22 protein-coding genes and 1 pseudogene are annotated in these 22,670 nt (G+C 55.3%); 19 read left to right on the top strand and 4 right to left on the bottom strand.

Translation table 11 applies throughout. The annotated features are described in order from the left end of the window. Positions 1 to 39 precede the first annotated feature (39 nt). From Q1Q75_RS14900 to Q1Q75_RS14860, 9 genes are all read left to right on the top strand, one after another. Positions 40 to 624: a helix-turn-helix domain-containing protein gene (locus tag Q1Q75_RS14900; protein WP_300672224.1), complete on the top strand. Its 585-nt coding sequence runs from the start codon at positions 40 to 42 to the stop codon at positions 622 to 624. Between the two features lie 140 nt (positions 625 to 764). Next, positions 765 to 2,057, top strand: coding sequence for a 3-isopropylmalate dehydratase large subunit (locus tag Q1Q75_RS14895; protein WP_300672222.1), 1,293 nt, complete (start codon positions 765 to 767; stop codon positions 2,055 to 2,057). 3 nt (positions 2,058 to 2,060) lie between these two features. Further along, the gene (locus Q1Q75_RS14890) at positions 2,061 to 2,585 is read left to right on the top strand and encodes a 3-isopropylmalate dehydratase small subunit (protein WP_300672221.1); all 525 of its coding nucleotides are present in this window, start codon (positions 2,061 to 2,063) and stop codon (positions 2,583 to 2,585) included. A 551-nt stretch (positions 2,586 to 3,136) separates the two neighbouring features. Further along, positions 3,137 to 3,427: a phosphoribosyl-ATP diphosphatase gene (locus tag Q1Q75_RS14885; RefSeq protein ID WP_366945226.1), complete on the top strand. Its 291-nt coding sequence runs from the start codon at positions 3,137 to 3,139 to the stop codon at positions 3,425 to 3,427. A gap of 119 nt (positions 3,428 to 3,546) precedes the next feature. Next, positions 3,547 to 4,398 (top strand): ATP phosphoribosyltransferase, encoded by an 852-nt coding sequence (hisG, locus tag Q1Q75_RS14880; RefSeq protein WP_300672218.1) that lies wholly within the window; start codon positions 3,547 to 3,549, stop codon positions 4,396 to 4,398. 87 nt (positions 4,399 to 4,485) lie between these two features. Continuing rightward, complete coding sequence (locus Q1Q75_RS14875) at positions 4,486 to 4,875, top strand: hypothetical protein (RefSeq protein WP_300672217.1); 390 nt, start codon at positions 4,486 to 4,488, stop codon at positions 4,873 to 4,875. Next, positions 4,872 to 5,678, top strand: coding sequence for a bifunctional hydroxymethylpyrimidine kinase/phosphomethylpyrimidine kinase (thiD, locus tag Q1Q75_RS14870; protein WP_300672216.1), 807 nt, complete (start codon positions 4,872 to 4,874; stop codon positions 5,676 to 5,678). Before Q1Q75_RS14875 ends, thiD begins: the two co-directional genes overlap by 4 nt. Positions 5,679 to 5,909: 231 nt before the next feature. Next, positions 5,910 to 7,304, top strand: coding sequence for a 23S rRNA (uracil(1939)-C(5))-methyltransferase RlmD (rlmD, locus tag Q1Q75_RS14865; RefSeq protein ID WP_300672215.1), 1,395 nt, complete (start codon positions 5,910 to 5,912; stop codon positions 7,302 to 7,304). 570 nt (positions 7,305 to 7,874) lie between these two features. After that, the gene (locus tag Q1Q75_RS14860) at positions 7,875 to 9,182 is read left to right on the top strand and encodes a lysine 2,3-aminomutase (protein ID WP_300672214.1); all 1,308 of its coding nucleotides are present in this window, start codon (positions 7,875 to 7,877) and stop codon (positions 9,180 to 9,182) included. A 207-nt stretch (positions 9,183 to 9,389) separates the two neighbouring features. Here the strand turns inward: Q1Q75_RS14860 and Q1Q75_RS14855 are convergent, their stop codons facing one another. Continuing rightward, on the bottom strand, positions 9,390 to 9,818 hold the full coding sequence (locus Q1Q75_RS14855; protein WP_300672213.1) for a hypothetical protein: 429 nt from the start codon (positions 9,816 to 9,818) through the stop codon (positions 9,390 to 9,392). A gap of 170 nt (positions 9,819 to 9,988) precedes the next feature. Between Q1Q75_RS14855 and Q1Q75_RS14850 the strand changes: the two genes are divergently transcribed. Then, complete coding sequence (locus tag Q1Q75_RS14850; protein ID WP_300672212.1) at positions 9,989 to 10,135, top strand: hypothetical protein; 147 nt, start codon at positions 9,989 to 9,991, stop codon at positions 10,133 to 10,135. A 150-nt stretch (positions 10,136 to 10,285) separates the two neighbouring features. On the opposite strand, the gene recJ is transcribed toward Q1Q75_RS14850, so the two are convergent. Further along, the gene (gene recJ / locus Q1Q75_RS14845; RefSeq protein ID WP_300672211.1) at positions 10,286 to 12,007 is read right to left on the bottom strand and encodes a single-stranded-DNA-specific exonuclease RecJ; all 1,722 of its coding nucleotides are present in this window, start codon (positions 12,005 to 12,007) and stop codon (positions 10,286 to 10,288) included. Between the two features lie 242 nt (positions 12,008 to 12,249). Here recJ and Q1Q75_RS14840 point away from each other — a divergent pair, with 242 nt between their 5' ends. The 5 genes from Q1Q75_RS14840 to Q1Q75_RS14820 all read left to right on the top strand — a co-directional run bounded on the left by Q1Q75_RS14840 (position 12,250) and on the right by Q1Q75_RS14820 (position 15,971). Continuing rightward, positions 12,250 to 12,504: a DUF4911 domain-containing protein gene (locus tag Q1Q75_RS14840; protein ID WP_300672210.1), complete on the top strand. Its 255-nt coding sequence runs from the start codon at positions 12,250 to 12,252 to the stop codon at positions 12,502 to 12,504. 147 nt (positions 12,505 to 12,651) lie between these two features. Next, entirely contained in the window at positions 12,652 to 13,989 is a 1,338-nt protein-coding gene (miaB, locus tag Q1Q75_RS14835; RefSeq protein WP_300672208.1) for a tRNA (N6-isopentenyl adenosine(37)-C2)-methylthiotransferase MiaB, read from the top strand. A gap of 119 nt (positions 13,990 to 14,108) precedes the next feature. After that, the gene (locus Q1Q75_RS14830) at positions 14,109 to 14,606 is read left to right on the top strand and encodes a bifunctional nuclease family protein (protein ID WP_300672206.1); all 498 of its coding nucleotides are present in this window, start codon (positions 14,109 to 14,111) and stop codon (positions 14,604 to 14,606) included. Positions 14,607 to 14,744: 138 nt separating this feature from the next. Then, a complete protein-coding gene (locus Q1Q75_RS14825; protein ID WP_300672204.1) occupies positions 14,745 to 15,389 on the top strand; it encodes a histidinol phosphate phosphatase domain-containing protein in 645 nt (214 codons plus the stop codon). 177 nt (positions 15,390 to 15,566) lie between these two features. Next, complete coding sequence (locus tag Q1Q75_RS14820; protein ID WP_300672202.1) at positions 15,567 to 15,971, top strand: response regulator; 405 nt, start codon at positions 15,567 to 15,569, stop codon at positions 15,969 to 15,971. A 129-nt stretch (positions 15,972 to 16,100) separates the two neighbouring features. Here the strand turns inward: Q1Q75_RS14820 and Q1Q75_RS14815 are convergent, their stop codons facing one another. Further along, entirely contained in the window at positions 16,101 to 17,507 is a 1,407-nt protein-coding gene (locus Q1Q75_RS14815) for an ABC transporter substrate-binding protein (RefSeq protein WP_300672200.1), read from the bottom strand. A gap of 219 nt (positions 17,508 to 17,726) precedes the next feature. Next, on the bottom strand, positions 17,727 to 18,503 hold the full coding sequence (locus Q1Q75_RS14810; RefSeq protein ID WP_300672196.1) for an ABC transporter substrate-binding protein: 777 nt from the start codon (positions 18,501 to 18,503) through the stop codon (positions 17,727 to 17,729). Positions 18,504 to 18,801: 298 nt separating this feature from the next. On the opposite strand from Q1Q75_RS14810, the gene Q1Q75_RS14805 reads away from it, so the two are divergent. The 4 genes and pseudogenes from Q1Q75_RS14805 to eno all read left to right on the top strand — a co-directional run. Further along, entirely contained in the window at positions 18,802 to 19,125 is a 324-nt protein-coding gene (locus Q1Q75_RS14805; protein ID WP_300672194.1) for a hypothetical protein, read from the top strand. 223 nt (positions 19,126 to 19,348) lie between these two features. Beyond that, positions 19,349 to 20,716 carry an adenylosuccinate lyase gene (gene purB / locus Q1Q75_RS14800; protein WP_300672192.1) on the top strand — a complete coding sequence of 456 codons (1,368 nt, stop codon included), beginning with the start codon at positions 19,349 to 19,351 and terminating at the stop codon, positions 20,714 to 20,716. A 441-nt stretch (positions 20,717 to 21,157) separates the two neighbouring features. Further along, complete coding sequence (locus Q1Q75_RS14795; protein ID WP_300672190.1) at positions 21,158 to 21,832, top strand: CoA pyrophosphatase; 675 nt, start codon at positions 21,158 to 21,160, stop codon at positions 21,830 to 21,832. Between the two features lie 330 nt (positions 21,833 to 22,162). Continuing rightward, a pseudogene (eno, locus tag Q1Q75_RS14790) lies at positions 22,163 to 22,670 on the top strand (phosphopyruvate hydratase); the annotation flags it as partial.

The following is a 22,670-nucleotide window of genomic DNA, read 5'->3' as shown; positions in this document are numbered from 1 at the left end:
ATGGAGAGAAACTTTATAAATGCTTCAGGAGGTGCAGTATTGATAAAGCCTGAATCAAGACATCAGTTTGGAAGTAAGTTGCGGGCGGTGCGTGAGCGCCGGGGGATTACCCTGAAGCGGGTGGCTGGAAAGGCTGGGGTGAGCGAAAGCCTTGTCTCTCAGATCGAACGCAACAAGGTCTCTCCATCCGTCGATACCCTTCTTTCCATTGCCGACGTGCTGGGGATTGATTACGAATATCTCTTCAGCGATTACCGCAAAAATGGGAAAGTGGAGATCATCCGGGCCGAAGAGCGCAGCGTCACCCGTGATGGTCTGGTGACCACGAGTCGTCTTTCCTTACGGGAGGAGCTTCCCGGAGAGTACACAGTCGAAGTTTTTATGCTGGAGGTCGCACCGGGAGGTCAGACAGGTGATCTGGAATACGGACACGCCGGTCGTGAGTTTGGGATTGTTCTTGATGGGGTGGCAGAGCTCCTCTACGGGGACGACTCCTACGACATCTCCAAGGGAGACACGGTCTCCTTTGCATCGCGAATCCCCCACATTTTGAAAAATAGAGGCCATTCGACCTTGAAAGCGGTCTGGATTGTTTCACCGCCCCGACAGGCATCGCACACATGATGCGATGGCCCATGCAGGCATTGACAGCGCCTCGCAAGATGATGCTCTTGCACGGTGAGGGTTCCGCAGACCAGTCATCATGATTTGTTTCGGGTTTTTGTGAGGCATCACACAGGAACCAGACATCTTCTGGAGGAAATATGGGAAAGACAATCGCAGAAAAAATTTTTGCATCACATCTTGTGGACAATCCGTCCGGCGACATCCAGGTGATTCGTCTGGACGCGGTTTTCTGTCACGAGATCACCACCCCGGTGGCCATCACCGACCTGGAAGCCCGAGGCATGGACCGCGTCTTTGATCCGGCCAGGATTAAGGCGGTCATCGACCATGTGACACCGGCCAAGGATTCCAAGACAGCCATGCAGGGCAAGATCCTTCGTGAGTGGGCGCTTCGCCATGGAATCATCGACTTTTTTGACATCGGGGACAACGGCGTCTGTCATGCCCTGTTCCCTGAAAAAGGCTTCGTGCGCCCCGGTTACACCATCATCATGGGCGACTCTCATACCTGCACCCATGGGGCCTTTGGCGCCTTTGCCGCCGGCGTGGGGACCACGGACCTGGAGGTGGGGATGCTCAAAGGGGTGTGTGCTTTTCATGCCCCTCAAACCATGAAGGTCTCGATCACCGGGGAACTTGCGGCCGGTGTTTATGCCAAAGATGTCATCCTGGCCGTGATCGGCAAACTCGGGGTGAACGGTGCCACCAACCGTGTCATTGAGTTTGGTGGCCCAGTGGTGGACGCCATGAGCATGGAAGCCCGGATGACCCTGTGTAACATGGCCATCGAGGCGGGGGGAACCTCGGGTATCTGTGCTCCGGACATGACCACCGTGACCTATCTCTGGCCGTTTATTCAGGATGAATTTGACAGCCCGGAGGCGGCCCTCGAGGCTTATGGTGCCTTCACCGCCGATTCCGACGCCGTGTACGCCGAAGAGATCGTCTTCCACGTTGGGGATCTCGTGCCTATGGCCACCTTTGGCTACAAGCCCGATCAGGTGAAACCCATCGCTGAGATGGTGGGTGAAAAGGTGGATCAGGTGTATATCGGGTCTTGCACCAACGGGCGCATTGAGGATTTGCGCGTGGCCGCTGAGGTGCTTAAAGGAAGGCATATCCACAAGGGCGTGCGTGGGGTGCTCTCACCGGCGACTCCGGCCGTCTACAAAGCCGCCCTGAAAGAGGGGCTGATCGAAATTTTTATGGACGCGGGCTTTTGCGTGACCAACCCCACCTGTGGAGCCTGCCTCGGGATGAGCAATGGGGTCCTGGCGGAAGGGGAGGTGTGTGCCTCCACCACCAATCGCAATTTCAATGGCCGCATGGGCAAAGGGGGGATGGTGCATCTTATGAGCCCGGCCTCTGCAGCTGCCACGGCCCTTACCGGCGCTATTACCAACTCACACATCTATACGGGCGGGGAGTAAACCATGAAATCATTTAATGGAAAAATCCTGTTTTTGGATCGGTCCGATATCAATACCGATGAGATCATTCCGGCACGGTATTTAACGGAGATCACCAAGGAAGCCTTGAAACCCTATCTGCTGGAAGACCTGGAGATGACGGGGTTCGCTCCTGAAAGGGATGTTGCGCCCTCAGGCGCGGTGATAACCCGGGCCAACTTCGGCTGTGGCTCTTCGCGGGAGCATGCTCCCTGGGCCTTGGAAGTGAACGACATCAACATTGTCATCGGGGAGAGTTTTGCCCGAATTTTTAAACAGAATATGTTTAACTGCGGGATGATGGCCGTGGAGCTTTCCCGGGACGTCCTGGACGATCTCATGACCCGGTTTGCCGGTAAAGAGACCGAGCTGGTGACGGATCTTGAGGCGGGTGTCTTTCATTTTACGGCGGCAGGGGAGGCCCTTGAGGTTCCCTTTGAAATTTCTGATTTCGATCGCGCCCTGGTGGAAGCCGGTGGCTGGGTGGGGTACGCGGATCAGCATTACTAAAGGAGATAGGCTGAAGGCGAAAGGCGATAGGCTAAAGGCTAAAGGCAATAGGCTAAAGGCAATAGGCTAAGGGCTGAAGGCTAAAGGCAATAGGCTAAGGGCTGAAGGCTAAAGGCAATAGGCTAAGGGCTAAGGGCTAAGGGCTAAGGGCTAAGGGCTAAGGGCTAAGGGCTAAGGGCTGAAGGCTGAAGGCTGACGGCTGACGGCTGAAGATCGGGGGGCGTTTTCGCGTATGGGGTCCTCTATAAATTGATCGTCATAAAAGGGCCGGGTTCTTTTGAATGGCCGAGACGATGATCGAGGTCGATTGCCTGGCGCGGTATTCCTGGCGTAGGAAGATGGCGGGTCAGAGATAAATTAAGAGGGGGCGGCTGTCTGCAGGGCGGCGGCCCCTTTTGTTTGCAGAAGAAAGGTGATAGGGTTCGAATTTGCCGGAATTTAGCTTTTGATGAGCTGAAAACGCCCTTGTGGGGTGGATATAATAAACTGTATTGCCCCCGTTTCCATGCGCTGTGCGGGATCCTTTCCGGCTATTTAGAAAGCGCATGATCATGATAACAGACCACGAGAAGCATTCCATGAAACGATTTGAAGAGCTCTTTGATGAGCTGAAGAAGAAGGTGGCTGCGAATGACCCGAATTCCGGGACCGTCAAGGAATTTCGCGCAGGAAAGCACGCCATCGGTAAAAAGGTAATCGAAGAGGCCGGTGAGGTCTGGATGGCTGCGGAATACGAAGGCAAAGAGAAGACCGCTGAAGAGATCTCTCAGCTTCTCTATCATCTGCAGGTGATGATGATTGCCTGTGATCTGGAATTGGACGATGTTTATAAATACCTGTGATGTCTTCACGGATGGGACCATCATACGAGGGCCTCAAGAAGGCCGTTGTGGTGCTTAAAGAGTTCCACCTGTAAGGTCCCGTGGGGCGCATCACCCCGTAGGATAAGGAAAACCGTTAGATGTTGAAAATAGCACTTCCCAACAAGGGGTCCCTCTCTGAAGAGGCGCGGACTCTTATTTCTGAAGCTGGATACAACTGCAAACGTTACAGCCGTGAGCTGAAAGTGACTGACGTAAAAAATCAGGTAGAGTTCATCTTTCTCCGGCCCCGTGACATCGCGGTGTATGTGCAAAGCGGGATTATTGATCTGGGCGTGACCGGGCGTGATCTGGCCATGGACAGTGAGTCCGAGCTGGATGAGTTGCTTTCTCTGGGCTTCGGGCATTCCCGCTTTTGTTATGCGGTCCCTGAAGAGAGCCTGCTGACCCCGGAAGGATTTAATGGTAAGCGGATTGCGACCTCCTATCCCGGCATTGTGAGCCAGGATTTGAAGCGTCGAAACATTGATGCGAAAATCATTAAGCTCGACGGCGCCATTGAAATCTCCATCAACCTCGGGGTGGCCGATGCCATCGCCGACGTGGTGCAGACAGGACGTACCATGCTGGAGGCCGGCCTGCGGATCAGCGGGGAACCCGTGATGGTCTCTGAGGCCGTTCTGGCCACCCGCAAGGGTCGCGGGGAGCATCTGACCGCCCAGGAGCAGGTGTTTATTGAACGCCTCAAGGGTATTGTGGTGGCTCGGCAGTACGTCATGGTGGAATATGACGTGGATGGTGAATTTCTGGAAACCGCCTGCGCTGTGACGCCAGGGATTGAAGCACCCACCGTGGCGCCCCTGCGTCGTGAGGGGTGGTTTGCTGTGAAGGCCATGGCCCCCAAGAAGGAGCTGAACACCATCATGGATCGTCTGGTGGATGTGGGCGCTAAAGGGGTTATTGTGACGGATATCCGGACCTGCAGGCTGTAAATGCAGGCCACATACTTCGTGGATGTCGCTCATGGGTGGGTGGGGGCTGGACACGATTCCCATGATTATGCAAACAGGACGTGAGCCATGGTCTTTATCTCGACAATGCTGGCCCTCCTCATGGCGTCCAACTTTGGACGGCAAGGTCTGATTTACGGGTTTGTTCTCGGTATTACGATGGAAGTGGTGAACCTTGTGGTCTCTGCCCGGGTGGTCAGAACGGCCGAAGAGAACACAAAATCCCGTTACATGGCTCTCCTGGATAAGAAGAAAGATCGGGAGAAGCTCTTGGAAGATCGCTGCGAATCCCTGACCCGTGAGATCGACACCCTGGATCGCCAGGTGCGGGAGTTGGAAGAGAAGACCAATGGATATATGCACCAGGTGACGGAAAGCGATAAAGTGATCGACCGGTTGCGTCGTGAAAATGAGAAGCAGGCGCGCGTCATCGAAGCCGCGGGGAACAGATTGCCATGAGCATGCCTCGGGTTCTCAGTATTGCAGGCTCTGACAGCTCCGGCGGGGCAGGGATTCAAGCGGATTTGAAGACTCTTGCTGCGCTGGGGTGTTATGGCATGACCGCCGTGACCGCGGTGACGGCTCAAAATACCCTGGGTGTGTGCCGGGTGATGCCTGTGCCTCCCGAGATGCTCAGGGCGCAGATCGACGCGGTGGTTTCTGATATCGGGGTAGACGCGATTAAGATCGGTATGCTGGCGACCCCGGAAAATGCCCAGGAGGTGGGATCGTTTCTGGCCTCTTTGGGCGAGGTTCCCACGGTCCTGGATCCGGTGATGGCTGCCCAGGGAGGGGATGGGCTGAATGCTGCATGCACGGCCGATGCTCTGGTGCGTTATTTGATGCCGGGGGTTACCCTGATGACACCGAATATGCCTGAGGCGGAGAGGCTGACTGGCTTAACCGTCTCCTCCATAGATGGGATGGAAGCGGCCGCACGACGGTTGGTTGACATGGGGTGCGCCAATGTTCTTCTTAAAGGGGGGCATCACGAAGGGGCTCTGTGTCCCGATCTTCTCTTGGAAGGGGCCACCGGTCGGGTAACTCGCTTCACAGCCCCTCGTATAGAGACCCGAAACAACCATGGCACCGGGTGTACCCTGGGTTCGGCCCTGGCTGCCTATCTTGCCCGGGGGGCCTCTCTTCCAGAGGCGGTGGATCAGGCAAAGGCATATATTACCGGCGCCTTAAAGGGTGCGGTGGAGCAGCGGCTGGGTAAAGGCCATGGGCCTCTGGACCACTTCTCTTGTTGGCGGCCGTGATATCTCTTTTTTCGAATCGGGCGGGGAGTCGTTCCCGGCCTTCCCTGGTGTTCCCTGCTCGGTATTCTTCAAATTAAAAAAAACTTGCTATCATTTGGTGAAATCGGATAGGTTGTTCTGCTCTGCACTCGGTACAAAAGGGGTGACATGGGTCCAGGTCGTCGAAAAGGGCCTGTCTGAGTACCGGAATCATTATGGCGGTTTTGTAAGTCAAAGGGGTAGTTTCGTATTATGGCGGTAAAAAAAGGTGAGGTGATCGATGTCGCGGTGACCGATATGGCCTTTGGCGGGCGTGGCCTGGCAAAGGTGGATGGCATGGCTCTATTTATTGATGGGGCGGTGGCTGGCGATAAGGTTCGTGCTCGTGTGTTTAAAAAGAAGAAGAGTTTTGCCGAGGCGCGCACCCTGGAGATCCTTGAGCCGTCAGAAAACCGTAAGGCACCTGTTTGCGAGTATGCCTCGTGGTGTGGCGGGTGCAAGTGGCAGTTTCTTGATTATGAGGTCCAGCTGGAGTACAAGCGTCGTCATGTGACCGAGTCCCTCGAACATATCGGCAACATTCACGGGGTCACAGTGCACCCGACGTTGCCGTCTGAGCATCTTTTTGGGTACCGGAACAAGATGGAGTTTTCGTGTTCAGACAGTCGCTGGCTTTTGCCCCATGAGCTCAATGACCCCGATATTGAAAAAGGGTTGGGCATCGGCCTGCATGTCCCCGGAACCTTCAGCAAGGTGATCGACATCAGGCAGTGCCATATTCAGCCAGAGATGGGGAACCGTCTTCTGGAGCGAGTGCGACAGTACATCAAGTCGTCGGATCTGCCTGTCTATGGCCTGAGAAGTCACGAAGGCTTCTGGCGGTTCGTGATGCTCCGCCACTCCTACCATGAAGACCGCTGGATGGTGAATATCGTCACGGCGGAGGATCGTCCGGAGGTGGTTCAGCCCCTTGCCGATGATCTGATGGCGACTTTTCCCGAAGTGGCATCCGTGGTCAATAACATCACCAGCCGTAAGGCCGGGGTGGCTGTGGGCGAGACGGAAAAACTCTTGGGGGGCGATCCCTTTATCACCGATCGATTGGGTGAGCACACCTTCCATATTTCGGCCAATTCATTCTTCCAGACCAACACCCCCGGTGCCGAAGCGCTTTATGCCACGGTGGAGAAATTTGCCAGACTGACGGGAACGGAGCGGGTGATTGACCTTTACAGTGGGACGGGTACGATTCCCATCTGGTTGTCCAGGGGAGCGTCGGAGATTACAGGTCTTGAGATTGTTCCAAGCGCCATCGCCGACGCCAATGAAAACTGCCGTCGAAACGGGGTGGACAACTGCCGGTTTGTCCTGGGCGATATCCGGGAGGCGCTTCCCGGAGTCGACGTGAAGCCCGATGTGATGGTGATCGATCCTCCCCGTGCGGGCATGCACAAAGAGGTCGTTGCGCGGGTTGCGGAGCTGAATCCGGAACGCATCGTTTATGTCTCATGCAATCCGGCCACCCTGGCTCGGGACCTTGAGATGCTTAAGGCGCACTACGAAATATGTGAAGTGCAGCCTGTGGATATGTTTCCCCACACCTTCCATATTGAGGCGGTGGCACGCCTGGAAAGACGCCGGGATTAAAACGGCAGTCGAAATCTTTTTCTGCCCTTTACGAGAGGTTTCTTCTTTTTCGGGCATGGGCCGTTCCGGCCCATGCCCTCCTTGTTATGTTCTGTGTCCTCGCTTTTCGTAAAACCAAGATCATAAAAATCAGGATGAGATCGGTAAATGCCGGGTTCGTGGCTTGTCTGAGTTCACGGCGTCGATTTCATAGATTTTGACTTTTAACGAGTCATGAAAGCTGAAAATGCGTTTTCTGAACGAAGGAGACGATGAGGGGTTGCGCTCACTCTTTTTTTGATGGAAGGTTTCGCGGTGCTGTGTCGGGGTATGGGAGGAAGCCATGCTGTGTATGGCAGGGCGCCCAGTGGGGAGAAAAAGAAGGAGATATGTTGAGGCGCAACTATCCGAGGAATTGACAAATTCCTCAAAATATATTATATTACGCTGTTTAAGAGAAAATATAAAATGATTTGCGGAGTGACGGGGTGTAGTCATTTGGAGACTATGTTTAATTTCCGTTAACATACAGAAAAAGGGGGGTAAACTTCCGTACTTCCGCAGGAATTGAGAAGGCAAAAGGGGGTCTATTTGAGTAAATGTAACATCCAACCCAAAAACTACAAAGCGTTTACGAATCGTAATATTCAGTCAATCCAGCAATTTGAAGCACTTCCTACCGAGATTCACGACGCCGTCCAGATTGTTTCACGCGTGATGCCCTTCCGGGCCAATAACTATGTCGTTGATGAGCTGATTGACTGGAGTCGCCCGGAATCCGATCCGATCTTCAAACTGATTTTCCCACAGAAGGGGATGATGAGTCCTGAAGATTATCAGGCTCTCGAAACGAAAATTCGTGCCGGTGAGCCCGAAGCCGCTCTTCAGGCCGAGGCGCGAAATATTCAGCAGAAGATGAATCCGCATCCCGCAGGGCAGATGGAGCTCAATGTTCCCAAGTGCCAACGGGGCCAGTCCATTAACGGGATACAGCACAAATACAACGAGACGGTTCTCTTCTTTCCTACCCAGGGGCAGGTGTGTCATGCGTACTGCACCTATTGTTTTCGGTGGGCTCAGTTTGTAGGCGTTGACGACTTGAAATTTGCCTGTGGCGATCCCCAGGCCCTTGTCTCCTATCTGGAGGCGCACCCCGAGGTCACGGATGTCCTCTTTACCGGGGGGGATCCGATGATCATGACGAGCAAAATTTTGCGTCGTTATGTGGAACCTCTTCTCAGGGAACGGCCCGGCAATATTCGTTCCATACGCTTTGGAACCAAGGTTCTTGCCTACTGGCCTTACCGATTTCTGACGGATAAGGATGCGGACGATTTGATGGGGCTCTTTGATGAAATTGTGGCTGCTGGTTTTCACCTGGCCATCATGAGTCATTTCAGTCACCCTCGTGAGTTGGGGACGGACGCCGTTCAGGCAGCCATGTCTCGCATTCTCGCAACCGGGGCCAATATCCGGTGCCAGGCACCGCTTATCCGTCACATTAACGACGATCCCGAGGTGTGGCGTTCCATGTGGGAGAAACAGGTCTCTTTGGGAGCTATTCCCTACTATATGTTTGTGGAGCGGGATACCGGTCCCAAGGACTATTTCAGCGTTCCTCTGGCCGAAGCCTGGCATATTTTCACCCAGGCCTACAGCAAGGTCTCAGGGCTCGCCCGGACCGTTCGTGGGCCGTCGATGAGTGCCACGCCCGGCAAGGTGCTGGTGGATGGGATTGTGGACGTGGAGGGGCATAAGCTCTTCGCGCTGAAGTTTATCCAGGCCCGGAATTCAGAATGGGTCAACCGCCTCTTTTTTGCTGAGTACGACGAGAAGGCTGTCTGGTTGGATGGGCTCAAGCCCGCTTTTGGAGAAAAACGGTTTTTCTTCGAAAAGTAGACGTCGAGGGTTGCTTCCTCACATTCAGTGGCCCGTCGTGTTTCCGGATCTGAAGGCAGGGTTGCCTGCCGCCGGCAAAAAAATAAAAAGCCGACCCCCATTTTTTAATATGGGGGCCGGCTTTTTGTTGTTTTGGGGCAAAACGCTATGGGGGCGTTGCATGCATTTGAGAGACCAGGGCCAAGGGGTTGGTCGTGGGCTCAGTGCCTAAAAGTTGGCAGGCATGAACTTCTGCACCTGGGTGTTGATGCAGTGATAGATATCATCATCAGAACCGTAGATATCAATGGTGTCTTTGTGGTTGATAAGGGTTTCCAGAACAAAGGCCGTAATGACCAGGCTGATGACGTTGGGATTGGGCACCAGCTCGCGGAAAGGGGCCACCTGGTAATCAATTTCAAAATCGTCAAGTTTGCCAAGCGATTCAAGCTTTTTTTCGATTTGTTCCTGCAGAGAGTTTTTACTGGTGGTCTCAACGAGGTTGTTTTCTATGAGTTTCTGGGACACGGCGTTACTCATGGGTTCCAGATTGTCTCGGGCCGTTTCAACACAGATACGGCGTTCTTTTTCCTTGGATGACTCTATGCGCGAAAGGAGTATGGACTCCTTATTGTTTGGACGAAATATTTTTCCCATTCACCCTCCTGTCTATAGTTGATGGATCCGGTATGGCATTGACGTCGCGGGCGACGACAGAGCGGCCCGGGCGCGGAACCATCATAAAGTTACGTTGTTACAGATGTCCAGGGCCTGTGAGACTTTTAAAAGGCCCTCCCGGCGACGACGCGTGTTGATCGCAGCCAGCCATGAAGACATCCAGGCGGGCTTGGTCCAAGGGCGCGAAAGGCTTCAGCGTCTCTGGATTCGGCAAAAGGATCATAGCTTTCCTCCCTGAAGAAATCAAGGAAATTGTCGGGCTGTTTTCAATGGCGGCAAAGGCGCGCAAAGCCTGAAAACAGTGCGGCTTCAGGCGGTTAGGGACGGAGGAAATCTGCCTGTCCGTCGGCCGGGTGAGAACGCTCGCTTGGGGTGGGGGCCTGGGCCTCGCTTTGCCTGCGATCCGCCCCCGCTTTCAGGCTCTTGTTCCCTGTGAAATGTGGAGGTTAGACTTCCATGTCGTGAATTTGGAGTTGGGGGCTCTTGCTGCCATTCCACCGGTTCCAGCGGAGAGTATAGAGACAACGGGAGATTCGCTTTTCCGGGGGGCCACCGGGGTGATTAAAGCGGATGGCCATGCATTTGTTGAGGTGGCTGTTTCCGGAGGTGTCCAGAAGATACCGCCGGTGCCCCCGCCCGACCTCCGAGGAGGAGAGTACGGGGATATTTTCTGCGATGAACAGGGGCTCACGGTTTCCCTCTCCAAAGGGGGCCAGGGTCTCCAATTCGTCGATGAGGGCCGGGGTGATCTCGGAAAGAGGGAGGCGGGCATCGGCGGGGAGGGTGGTGATGTAGTCGTCGTCTGTGGTGCTCTCGGACAGGTGGGCTTCCAGGCGTCTGTGGAACTCGACGATGCGGCTTGCCTGCAGCTGAAGGCCTGCGGCCTGGCGGTGACCTCCGAAGCGTTCGAGGGTGTCGGCGGTGGATTTGAGGGCCTGGTACAGGTCCACGCCGGGGATGCTCCGGCCGGACCCTTTGCCGAGGCCTCTTGCGTCGACGGAGATGACAAAGGCCGGTTTGCCGTATTCCCGGACCACCCGGGAGGCAACAATACCCAAGACTCCAGGGTGCCAGCCATTTTTGGCCAGAACAAAGGATTTTCTGTCGAGGAGGCCGGGGCTCTCGTTAATGTAGTCGACGATTTCCTCGAAAATTTGGGCTTCGGTGTCCTGTCTCTGGGTGTTCAGGCGGCAGAGCTCTTTGGCGATGGGTGCGGCCTGTTTCTGGCTGGTCGCCAGCATCAGGTCGAGCCCTACCTGGGCGTTGTCCATTCGCCCGGCCGCATTAATGCGAGGGGCCAGGCGAAAGGCGATATCTTCGGCACCCACCTCCTGGGCGGTTACCTTCGATGCGGTGAGAAGGGATACGATTCCGGGTCTGGTCTTCTGGTTGATCATGTCGAGGCCAGCGCGGGTGAGGATGCGGTTTTCTCCGGTGAGGGGGACGATATCGGCGATGGTGCCCAGGGCGACCATGTCGCAAAGGGCTTTCAGATTGGGTTCACCCTTTTTCCCCCAGTGGTTGATATCACGGAGTCCCTTGCGCAAGGCCACGGCCAGGTAAAAGGCGACCCCCACGCCGGCCAGATCCTGCATCCCCGATTCGCAGGCTGGTTGCTTGGGGTTGATGATGGCCAGGGCCTCCGGCAGGGTGTCTCCTGTGGTGTGGTGGTCGGTGATGATGACATCGATGCCGCAGGATTTGGCAGCTTCCACGGCCTCAAAGGAGGTGGAGCCGCAGTCCACGGTGATGATGACCTTTGCCCCGGCCGGGTGTGCGTGCTCGGTGACCTGGCTGGCATGAAATCCATACCCGTCGGAGACGCGGTGGGGGAGGTGCCAGCCCACCTTGGCGCCGGTGCTTTGAAGAAAGGTGACAAGAAGGGCGGTCGAGGTGATCCCGTCGGCGTCGTAGTCACCGCAGATGAAGATCATTTCGTCGTGGGTGATGGCTCGAATCAGTCTCTCCACGGCGGTGTCCATGCCGAAGAGCCGGTGGGGAGGGCGAAGCCCGGCAAGGGACGGAGAGAGGAAGGTGCGTGCGGCCTCCGGGGTGCCGTGCCCCCTGGCCACCAGGAGGGTGGCCGTGACAGGGGAGATGCCAAGGGCTGCTGCCAGGGCGTTTACTTGAGGCTCGTCAATGTCGGTTGTGGTCCAATTTGCATGCATAAATCGTATCTCTAATGAGTCTAAGAGTGTCTGAAACGCGTTTTATCACCTGGTGCGGGGGCTGTCTTCTCTCGTCTTGTGGGGAGACCATACACCATCGCGGGGGGCGGTTCAAAGGCTTTCCTGAAGTGGACGGTGGGGACAAAAGGGGTGGTGCTGGTGGGAACGATATGGTAAAGATGAACGTTTTCCAATGGTTTTGTTTGGCTCCCTGGTCGGGGCCTGGCTGTAAGGAGTCCGACATGAAACAAGGAGCGTGTGTGGGGTGCATTGAAAGATTTTTCAAACTCAGGCGTGAGGATATCGTCTTTGTAAAGTACACCTTTGAAGCGTTGGATAACCTGTTGGTGGTGACCACCGTCAACAGGGATCGTGACATTATTGTGCTTCGGATTGCGCCGGGGTGCGAGGAAGAGGTAGATAGAGTGCTCGAGAGTCTTGAGGGGACGGTTTCCATGGAAGAGATCGTGGCCCCGGAGATTGACGGCCTCGTTTGAGCCGGCGAGGCGATGTATTGAAGAGGCCCCGCAGGGGCATTTTAGGATGCGTTCGTAAAGAAGTCACCGTTGACATGGTTTTGCAATCGTATCGCGCGTGTTCGATTTTTTGTGGGGCCATCTTTTATAAAAGGTAAAGTAAACCTGATGAATAAGAAGTGCGTATACATATACACTATTGGATGCCAGATGAATGTCTATGATTCAGAGATGTTCAAGAAGGTTCTGCGACCCCTGGGGTACATCCCCGTGGATGAGGTGGAGGATGCCGATCTGGTGATCGTCAATACCTGTACCGTTCGAAAGAAAGCCGAGGAGAAGGCCTTTAGTTTCCTGGGCCGGATGCGGGCGCTGAAAAAGAAGAACCCGGAGCTTATCGTGGCCATCGGGGGCTGTGTGGCCCAGCAGGAGGGGTCCGCTATTCTCAGGCGCATGCCTTACGTGGATCTGGTCTTCGGAACGCGGGCCTATGCACGCCTTGCGGCCATGGTGGAGAAATTCGAATACGATCGCATTCCTGTCGTGGATGTCGAAATGACCATGGGCATCACCGATGCGACCCCGATTCCTGAGCTCGACGCCGAGGTAGAGGTTTCCCGGTTTGTGACCATCATGCGGGGTTGCGATAACTTTTGCTCGTATTGCATCGTCCCTTACGTTCGTGGACGCGAGGAGAGCCGTGATCCCGATGCTATTGTCCAGGAGGTGAGAGATCTCGTGGAGAGGGGCGCCCGGGAAGTGACGCTGTTGGGCCAGAATGTCAACTCGTACGGGAAAAAAGAGGGGCTCTGCGATTTTCCTGAGCTTCTCCGCCGTGTCAGTGAGGTCGAGGGGCTGGCCCGTATCCGTTTTGCGACCTCTCACCCCAAAGATCTCTCTCCGGGATTGGTGGCGGCGTATCGGGATCTGCCCAAGCTCTGCAACCATATTCACCTTCCCGTGCAGTCCGGCTCCAACGCGGTGCTCAAGAAGATGAAACGTAAGTATACCCGGGAAGATTACATGCAGCGCATTGAGAACCTGAAGGCGGTGCGTCCGGATATTGCCCTCACCTCGGATATGATCGTGGGGTTCCCCGGAGAGACGGAGGCCGATTTTGACGCGACCCTGGATTTGGTTCGTGAGGTGGGCTTTTCCGGCATCTTTGCCTTTAAATATTCCGATCGTCCCCATGCGCCAGCGGCCAAGTTCGAAGGCAAGGTTTCGGAAGAGGACAAGACCCGTCGCCTGGCCAAGCTTTTGGATCTTGAAACGGAGCTTTCGGAGAAACGCAACATCTCCTATGCAGGGACAACCGTCGAGGTGCTTGTGGATGGGCACAAAGAGGTCAAGGGTGTGTTTCAGTGGACGGGTCGTTCTTCCTGCAACCGCGTGGTGAACTTCACCGAGGCTGGCAAGCCGACCGATGGAAACCTTGTGGGGAAAGTGGTTCCGGTTTATATTGAAACAGGACTGCCGCACTCATTAAGGGGGGTGCTGAGGTAGATGCGTGACATGTGCGGTTTACATTTCATGGCCTTTGACGGGGCCAACCCCCGTCGCCTTTCTTCGGGCGGCATCCAGGGTGACGCGTGGTAACGCGCTTCGCTTAAGGGAGGTGAACCATGACACATGAAATGACCATTGCCTCCATCTCGATGGATCAGAGTACCCGGACCCCGGTCCTGGTGCTCAAGTCCGAGAAAGATGGACGACTTCTTCCCATTTGGATTGGCATTCTGGAGGCTTCTTCCATCGTGTTCGGCCTTCAGAATACCCCCATCGAACGCCCTCTCACCCACGACCTTTTCTCCCAGTACCTCGCCCAGACCGCCACCACCGTTGAACGGGTGGTGGTGTGTGACTTGGTCGATAATACCTACCACGCCCGTATTGTTTTTGCCGCGGGTGAGTCCCGGTTTGAATTGGATTCACGTCCCAGTGACGCCATCGCCATGGCGGTTCGGTTTCAGGCCCCTATTTTTGTGGAGGACCGCGTGCTGGACCAATCGCAAAAGGGGACGGAATCCGTGGAAGTGGTCGATGAAAGCCATGAGGGCAAGCGCTGGGCGGACTATCTGGAGGGGCTGGCACCCGAAGACTTCGGGAAATACAAAGTCTGAAAAAGCCCATTCAAAAGGGTGACAGCTGAAGGCCGTTTTTTCCATGTCTTGGCGTTTCTTACGTGGTATGGGTATCCCGTGTGCCTGCCTGCGGTATGGCCGGGGCGAACCATTATCCATGAAAGGAGTTTTGCGACCATGATTGATCTTCACTCACACACCTTCTTCAGCGATGGGGCTCTTGTGCCCTCGGAGCTTGCCAGACGGGCTGAAGCCAAAGGGCTTCGCGCGCTGGGTCTCACCGATCACGGAGACCTTTCCAATCTTGATTTTATTGTTCCCCGCATTGTGGCGGTGGCGGAGAAGCTCAATGAGGTGATGACCCTTGAAGTGGTCCCCGGCATTGAACTGACCCACATGCCACCGGCTCATATTGCAGAAGGGGTGGCTCTGGCGCGTCGTTTAGGGGCTCGGATTGTGATTGTGCATGGGGAGACCATTGTGGAACCTGTGGCCCCGGGAACCAATCGGGCGGCCATCGAAGCGGGTGTGGATGTCCTGGCACATCCCGGCTTGATTACCGATGAGGAAGCCGCCCTGGCCGCCGCCAGGGGGGTGTTCCTGGAGATTACCGCCCGGGGAGGTCACAGCCTCACCAACGGGCATGTGGCTCGGGCAGCCCTGGCAGCCGGTGCTTCCATGGTTCTGAATACCGATTCCCATGAGCCTGAAGATCTGATTGACAGCGATTTTGCCCGTAAGGTGGTTGTGGGTGCCGGACTTCCTGAATCGGCCTTTGAGATCATGCAGACCCATGCCACGGCATTTCTTTTAAAATCGTAAATCCTTTTTGAGACCCGTCCACGCCCCCTTTTATTTCGCTGATTGGCGAAATTTTCTTTGATTTTTAAGGGGGTTCTGTGGGATATTTGGACTGTACGCGTGAACAATGATCAATTCGCCGGTGGTATGTTTATGGAGAAAACGTCTGTCTAAAGTGGTTTTATACAAGGGGTGAGCATGGTATCGCTTCTCGTGATTGATGATGATCAGATCCTTCTGGATCTTTATCGTCAGATGTTGAAACGTCAGGGATATAGGGTTCATACGGCGGACAGTGGCGAAAAAGGGATTCGCATGTTTGATAACGGCGATTATGCTCTGGTGATTACCGATCTGGTGATGGGCGGGATGGATGGCAATGGGGTGGCCGAGTACATTCGCCGATCCCCCAAGGGGATGGTTCCTGTGATTGGAGTTTCGGGAACGCCCTGGCGGGCCCATGATCGACATTTTGACGCCGTAATGGAGAAACCGGTCTCCATGAAAGACCTGGTTGCCAGCGTGCGGCTTCTGGCCGGGTGGCCCTCGAAAGGGCGAGGGGGGCGTGAGGGTGGCGCAGGGTGTGGAACGATCCAGACATAAAAACGGGACGTCTTCCGTGGTGTGCATCCACGGCTGATGTCCCGTTCTTGAGGGTGAATCGATGAGAAGGCCTCGCATGACAGATGCGAGGCCTTATTATTTTTTATTTTCGGGCGTGCCAGCGATGAATCAGGCAGCGCCGCAAGCGGCTTCGTCTCGCCCTGTGGCCTTGGCCGCAAAGCGCAGGTCTGCAAAACTGTTCAGGTCGATGAGCTTGCCGATTCCCATGTCGTGGTACATGTAGGTCTGAATTTTGTCTAAATCTTCGATGGAGGGATACAGATCGTCCATGGTGATGCCGTTCTTCTGGCTGAGGACCTGGAGGAGAACGGGGAGAGAGAGACCCATTTTCCCTTCGGGATCGAGGAATTTCAGGGCGATTTCAGCCGCGCCTTTGCGATTCTCAGAGACATAACGTCCGGCTTTGACCAGGAGGTCTGTCAGCTCCTGCACGGCATCGGGTTCTGCGTTGATGAGCTCCTGGCGCAGGGCCAGGACGCAGCAGGGGTGATCGGGCCACATGCCACCTGAGACAAACTCCATGGAGCCGAGGCCCGAGGAGGCGGCGCGGGTACAGATGGGTTCGGCCACGATGAAGCCGCCGACGGATTCATCTTCTTTCATGATGGGAGGCATCTTGACCGGCGGGACCACCTCAAATCGAACATTGATAGCCTTTTGGCCTGGAACACCGGGCTTGAGGCCGAGTCCAGTGAGGTATTTGTGCGCCAGCATGTTGTGGATCGACATCTTGTGGGGGATGTTGACCACCTTGTATTTATAAAAATCGGCCTTGTCGCTGTAGGGCCCCTCTTCATATCGGGAACTGCGGACAAACCCGCTGCCGTTTTTATGGGCCAGGAGAACGAGGCGGATGGGGACATTGTAGGCGAACAGGTCCATGGCGATGGGAGCCAGTACCATGGCACCCGAGACCGTTCCGTTTTCAAGTTTTTCCTGGACGGGGTTCCATCCGGGAAGGCAGTCGGTTTCCAAGATAAATTGTTTGGGTGTGACCACTCCCTGGCTGATCCAGTGCTGGAGAATGCCCAGGGCCAGATGATCGGTGATCTGGATGTGGCCCAGACGGATCACCACCTTGCCATCTCGGATTTCAGGGGTGTGACTTTCGGTGGTGGGGGCTTCCTGATAGGTGTTAAATGCTTTTTCGATGGCGGTCTTCAGTTCCACCTCATCGAAGGGCTTGGGAACGTGCCCGTTGCTTCCCGCATTTCGGGCGATTTCCTGCTGAGTTTTGTCCCCCTGGGCCGTTGCCATGATGAAGGGGATGTCCTTCAGGTCGCTACGTTTTCGGACCTCTTTGAGGAACTCCAGCCCGTCCATCGTCGGCATGTTCCAGTCACTGATGATGAGGTCATAGGGGCCCTCGGTCTTCAGTTTTTCCAGGGCGTCCAACCCGTTTATCGCCAAGCCGATGTGTTTAAAGCCTGCTTTTTCGAGATACTGCCGGAACATCACACGCATGGTTCCAGAGTCATCCACTGCCAATATGTTCATATCCATGTTAATAGACATTTATCGCTCCTTATTCCGACCAAACCATTTTTTATATACCATCGTCACTTTGCACAGAATGTTTAACCCTTTTTTTTAGGGGGTGAGGAAATTGTGAACTTTCCTTGCTGGGGAAGGGGGCGTTAAGCGCATGGCTTTCCCTTATAAAGTCCTGCTGTATCTTGTTTATGCTGCGTGGAGAGTTCCCTGGGGAAAAGGAGAGGCGCCGGGAGGTCCGGATTACAGGAAAGAGGCGATCATGGGGGAGAGTTGTTCACTGTCCAGATAACGGCCCGTGGTGAGAAAGTCCGCGCGGCAGGGGGGAGACAGCGTGGGCGCTCCGGGGGGAGGCGAGGTGGCGGCCCCGGCATTGAGAAGGGCCTGGGCCAGTTTGGTCAAATGGTCCCGGTTTTCCGGGGCGTCGGTGCTGCGGACCACGAGTACGGCTCCGGTGTATTCCGGCCAGAGGTCGTGGCAGTGGACAAGTTGAGTGGACTTTCCTTCGGCGAGTATCGCGGAAAGGGCCGGTTCCTCTATGACGGCGGCTCCAATGGATCCGTCCGGGTTGTATCGCAGGGCATCGGGGATGAGGTCCGGGGCCATCTGTTCGGCCAGGACCCCATGAGGGCTGGCCTCGGGGCTTAAGTCAAGGCCGCACTCCCGGAAGAGTCGGTGGATCAGAAGGTACTCCATGGAGCCGATACAGGAAAAAAGGATCCGCTTGCCGGTGAGGTCCCGGAAGTCGGAAAGCGGAGAGGTGCCGGGGGTGACGAGGGCGCTTCCTGTATTTTGAACGGCGGCGAGGACACAAATCCCTTTTTGCCATCGGGCCAGCACATGGGCAAAGGGGAGGGGGAGCAGGCCACCGTCGAGCCATCCTCTGAGGATACCCCGTGCGATACGCCGCGTGCTGCCCGATTGGATTGGCTGAAGATGGGCGGAGAGGAAGGGGTCTGTTTGGCACAGCTCAAGAAGAGCCGTGTGGGATGACAGGTTGAGAAATCCGATGGGGTGCACTGTCTCCGCCTTATGTTAAGAAGTCTGTGTGTAGGGCATGCCTTCACTCTTCGCATGCATCGACGGTGGAAGAATCGAATGGCCTTGCATACCGGGCATTTCACTGAAAAGGGGTTAACAGAGTTGATCTCTTTTTTCAAGTGTGGTCTTGTGAAGGGCATCCTAACAGAGCATGAGGGACTTCCGATGGAAAGAAAACGTTCCGCGGAACCAGGCAAACCTCTCAATTTTTCAGATGATTTGATCGGAACGCTTTGTCGGCCATGGCCGAAGGACGGACGATCCCCAGGGAGGACCCATGATCGCAGCAGATCCTGCTGAGATAAAAATTGGTGAAGAGGCCATGGTGGAGCGGGTTCGGGATGGCTTGGACTGTGAGGCTCTTCAGAGCTTGCTGGCCCGGGATCGGTCTCTGACCTCCTTTGCGGTGGATGACGTCACCCTGGCTGCCCATAACGGGGAGCTCGTCTTTAAAGTGGACCTCTCCTTAAGCGTGGAACAATCGATTACCGTGGAGCTGGGGTTGCCCCACCTTTGCCGGGACAAGGAGGAATTGGCCCTGCGATGTCGGCGTTTCTGGAGGCACTTGAAAAAAAGCTGCCATGATGTGGACCCCCTTTGAGTCACCCGGCTTATGGGAAAGCGGTTGTCTCCTCCCGGCAGGATGTGATAGGACTGCCCGCGTAATCCCTTGGGTTCAGGCTTAAAAAGAGGCATAGTTACAGACTCGAAAAAATGAAGATGCTCCCGTCAACGCTGAAATCACCCATGGGCGGGCCGCCCCATCGTCGCGGTGATTTGATCGAATATGAATAAATAACCAAACCACAACAGGACAACAGACCATGGATCAAGTGAAGGCATTAACCGTTCTTGACGGCAGGTATAGAAGGCTCACCGAATCGCTTCGGGACATTTTTTCGGAGTACGGATTGATTCGTCATCGCGTGCTGGTGGAGGCCCGGTGGCTGGAATTCATCATCGATGACCTCGGATTTGCCGTACCCGAAGAGGGGTGGAAGGCCGCCGTTCGAGAGATCTCCGATACCTTCGATGAGGAAGGGGCCTTGCGCATCAAAGAGATTGAGCGCACCACCAACCACGACGTGAAAGCGGTGGAGTATTATATCAAGGAGAAGCTTGAGGAAAAGGGCCACTCCGACATTCGTGAGTGGACCCATTTCGCCTGCACGTCTGATGACATCAACAACACCGCTTACGCCTTGATGATTGAAAAAGGACGTACCGAGGTGCTGGCTGTCATGGACGCTCTTCTTTCCGACGTGGAGACCAAGGCCAGGAGCTGGCGCGCCAAGCCCATGATGTCCCGCACCCATGGTCAGCCCGCCACCCCCACCACCGTGGGCAAGGAGATGGTGAACTTTGCCTGGCGTATTCGGCGTGAGATGGGCCACTTAAAGTCTGTGGACATCGGTGCCAAGATGAACGGGGCCACCGGTGGCTACAATGCCCACACCGCGGCTTTTCCCGAGGTGGATTGGATCGCTGCCGGGGAGCGCTTTGTGCGCGACTATCTGAAAATCAGCCCCTTGTATTACACCACCCAGATCAACCCCAACAGCTATATCGCCGAAGCCCTGCACTCCATGGTGCGGGCTGCTTCCATCGTGATCGATCTGGACCGCGATATGTGGGGTTACGTCTCCCTGGGGTACTTCAAGCAGAGGACCATTGCCGGTGAGGTGGGCTCGTCCACCATGCCCCATAAAGTGAATCCTATTGATTTTGAAAATAGCGAAGGGAACTTGGGGCTGGCCATTTCCATGATGGATCACCTCGCCGTGAAGCTTCTCAACTCCAGGTTTCAGAGAGATCTGACCGACAGCACCGTGCTCAGAAACATGGGGGCGCTCTTCGGATACGTCATCATTGGTCTCAAAAACACCATCAAGGGCATGGGTAAAATGGAGCTCAACGAAGCGGCCATGCTCGCCGATCTTGATGGGAACCAGGAGCTTCTGGCCGAACCCATTCAGACCGTGATGCGCGTCTACGGGGAAGAAAATCCTTACGAGAAGCTGAAATCCCTGACGCGCGGTGTGCGGATTACGGCCGATGAGTTGTCCACGTTTATCGACGCCCTTGAAAAGGTCCCCGCCGATGCCAAGGCGCGCATGAAGGCCCTGACCCCAGCCCGTTATGTGGGCCTTGCGGCAGAGCAGGTGGATCACTACTTCGCGAACAACCAGTGATTCGTGCATGACCCCAGTGTTTGAAAAAGCCCCCGTATCCTTGGATGCGGGGGCTTTTTTGCGTTTGGGAACACAACACGTCAAGGGACGGCTCGGGTGGGCGGTCATTCTTTCGTCTGGCCTCTTCGTCTGTCATTTGTTTAAAAAAAGGACAAACGGGGAGGGTGTTCGCCTGTTTTTGCCGGAGCCGGAAGGGTGCTCGTGTGCTGGTAAGTCATGAAAGACAGGTCTTTTAAAGGTTTAACTGACTCGTTACGAGATGTTTTTTGCATCAATAAAATCTTGATTTTTCCAAGTGGGCAAGACGGATAAAGGGAGGCTCCGGGGAACGACCTGCCCGGGATGCCGTGGGTTTTGTGTTGACAGAGCCAAGGGCGAGGACGTAGGCATCAAAAGGCAGGTGGACGATCTTCTAATTCAGGCATGGAAAGGTATCAGATCATGGACGCCGTTGAACAGTTGAAACAGACTTTTTCCGGTCGCCCCGGTATTTTGGGGTGGGATCGATTTATTCACTCCTCGGTTCTGGCTCCGGTGGTGTGGGTAGACGGAGACCTTCATCTCCTTTTTCAAACACGCACCGAGGGGATCCGTCAGGGTGGGGAGATTTCATTTCCCGGCGGTGGATTTGATCCGGGCAAAGATTCCGATCTCCAGGCCACGGCCTTGCGAGAGTGCAGCGAAGAGATGGGGATTGCCCCCGAGCAGGTGAAAATCATCGGGCAGCTGGATACCATGATTACCTCTGTGGGGGTGACGGTCTCCTGCTATCTGGGGCTCCTGGACGACGGGGCGCTGGAGACCATGACCATTAATAAGGACGAAGTGGCGGCCTGGTTTACCTTGCCCCTCTCCTATTTTGAAAAAACAGACCCCGAGGTTCACCATGTGCGGCTGATGGTCGAGCCCCATTATGACCATCCGAAAAAAGGTCGAGTGACCCTGCTTCCGGCCGAAGAGTTGGGTTTGCCCAGGCGGTATCACAAGCCCTGGGGTGGGTTGACCCGTGAGGTCTACCTGTGGAAAACCCCCCACGGTATTCTTTGGGGGATCACGGCAGAGCTGGTGTGGGAATTGATCCGGCGAACCCGAAAGACGTCGGCCGAGACAACTTGACAGAGCCACGGGGGAGTTGTAGGTTATTTTTGGTTCGTTCTGGCCTTATGAAGTGAACGGACCCATCATCATGTCCCGCCGGGAGATTATCACCCGTAATCAAGATGCATTCGTAAACAGTCGGCGCCCACGCTCCTCACAACAGTCTTTTGTGTTATGAGACGACAATATGGCGACATCACATCGTGTTGGCCTGTGTCGTGTGATCGGCTTTTTGCGGGGCTATTATAACTAAGGTGTTTCACAAATCGGTATGCTCGATAACCGGGTATGCCTTCAAGGTTTATCTGCTCCTTCCCATGGATGAAGGGGCAATTTCTGGAGGAAAAGATGACCGCTATCGTTGATGTTAAGGCACGAGAGATTCTGGATTCACGTGGCAACCCCACCGTGGAAGTGGATGTAACCCTGGCTTGCGGCGCCACGGGGCGTGCCGCCGTTCCATCGGGAGCCTCCACCGGCACCCGTGAAGCCCTGGAACTCCGGGATGGAGACAAGGCGCGTTACCTTGGCAAAGGGGTGACCCAGGCTGTCTCCAATATCATGGAAAAGATCTCCCCCGAGGTCATGGGAATGGACGCCGCCGATCAGGCGGGCCTTGACCGCCACATGATCGAAGTCGACGGCACAGACAACAAGTCAGCCCTGGGCGCCAACGCCATGCTTGGCGTCTCTATGGCCGCTGCGCGCGCCGCAGCCAACGCCTTCAGCCTTCCCCTGTACAAGTACCTGGGAGGGGTGAATGCCCGCAACATGCCGGTTCCCATGATGAACATCATCAATGGTGGCTCCCATGCCACCAACAACCTCGACATTCAGGAATTCATGATCATTCCTG

This window comes from Desulfoluna sp. (assembly GCF_030145185.1).
Classification (GTDB): Bacteria; Desulfobacterota; Desulfobacteria; order Desulfobacterales; family Desulfolunaceae; genus Desulfoluna.
This window is presented reverse-complemented; position numbering and strand designations above follow the sequence as displayed.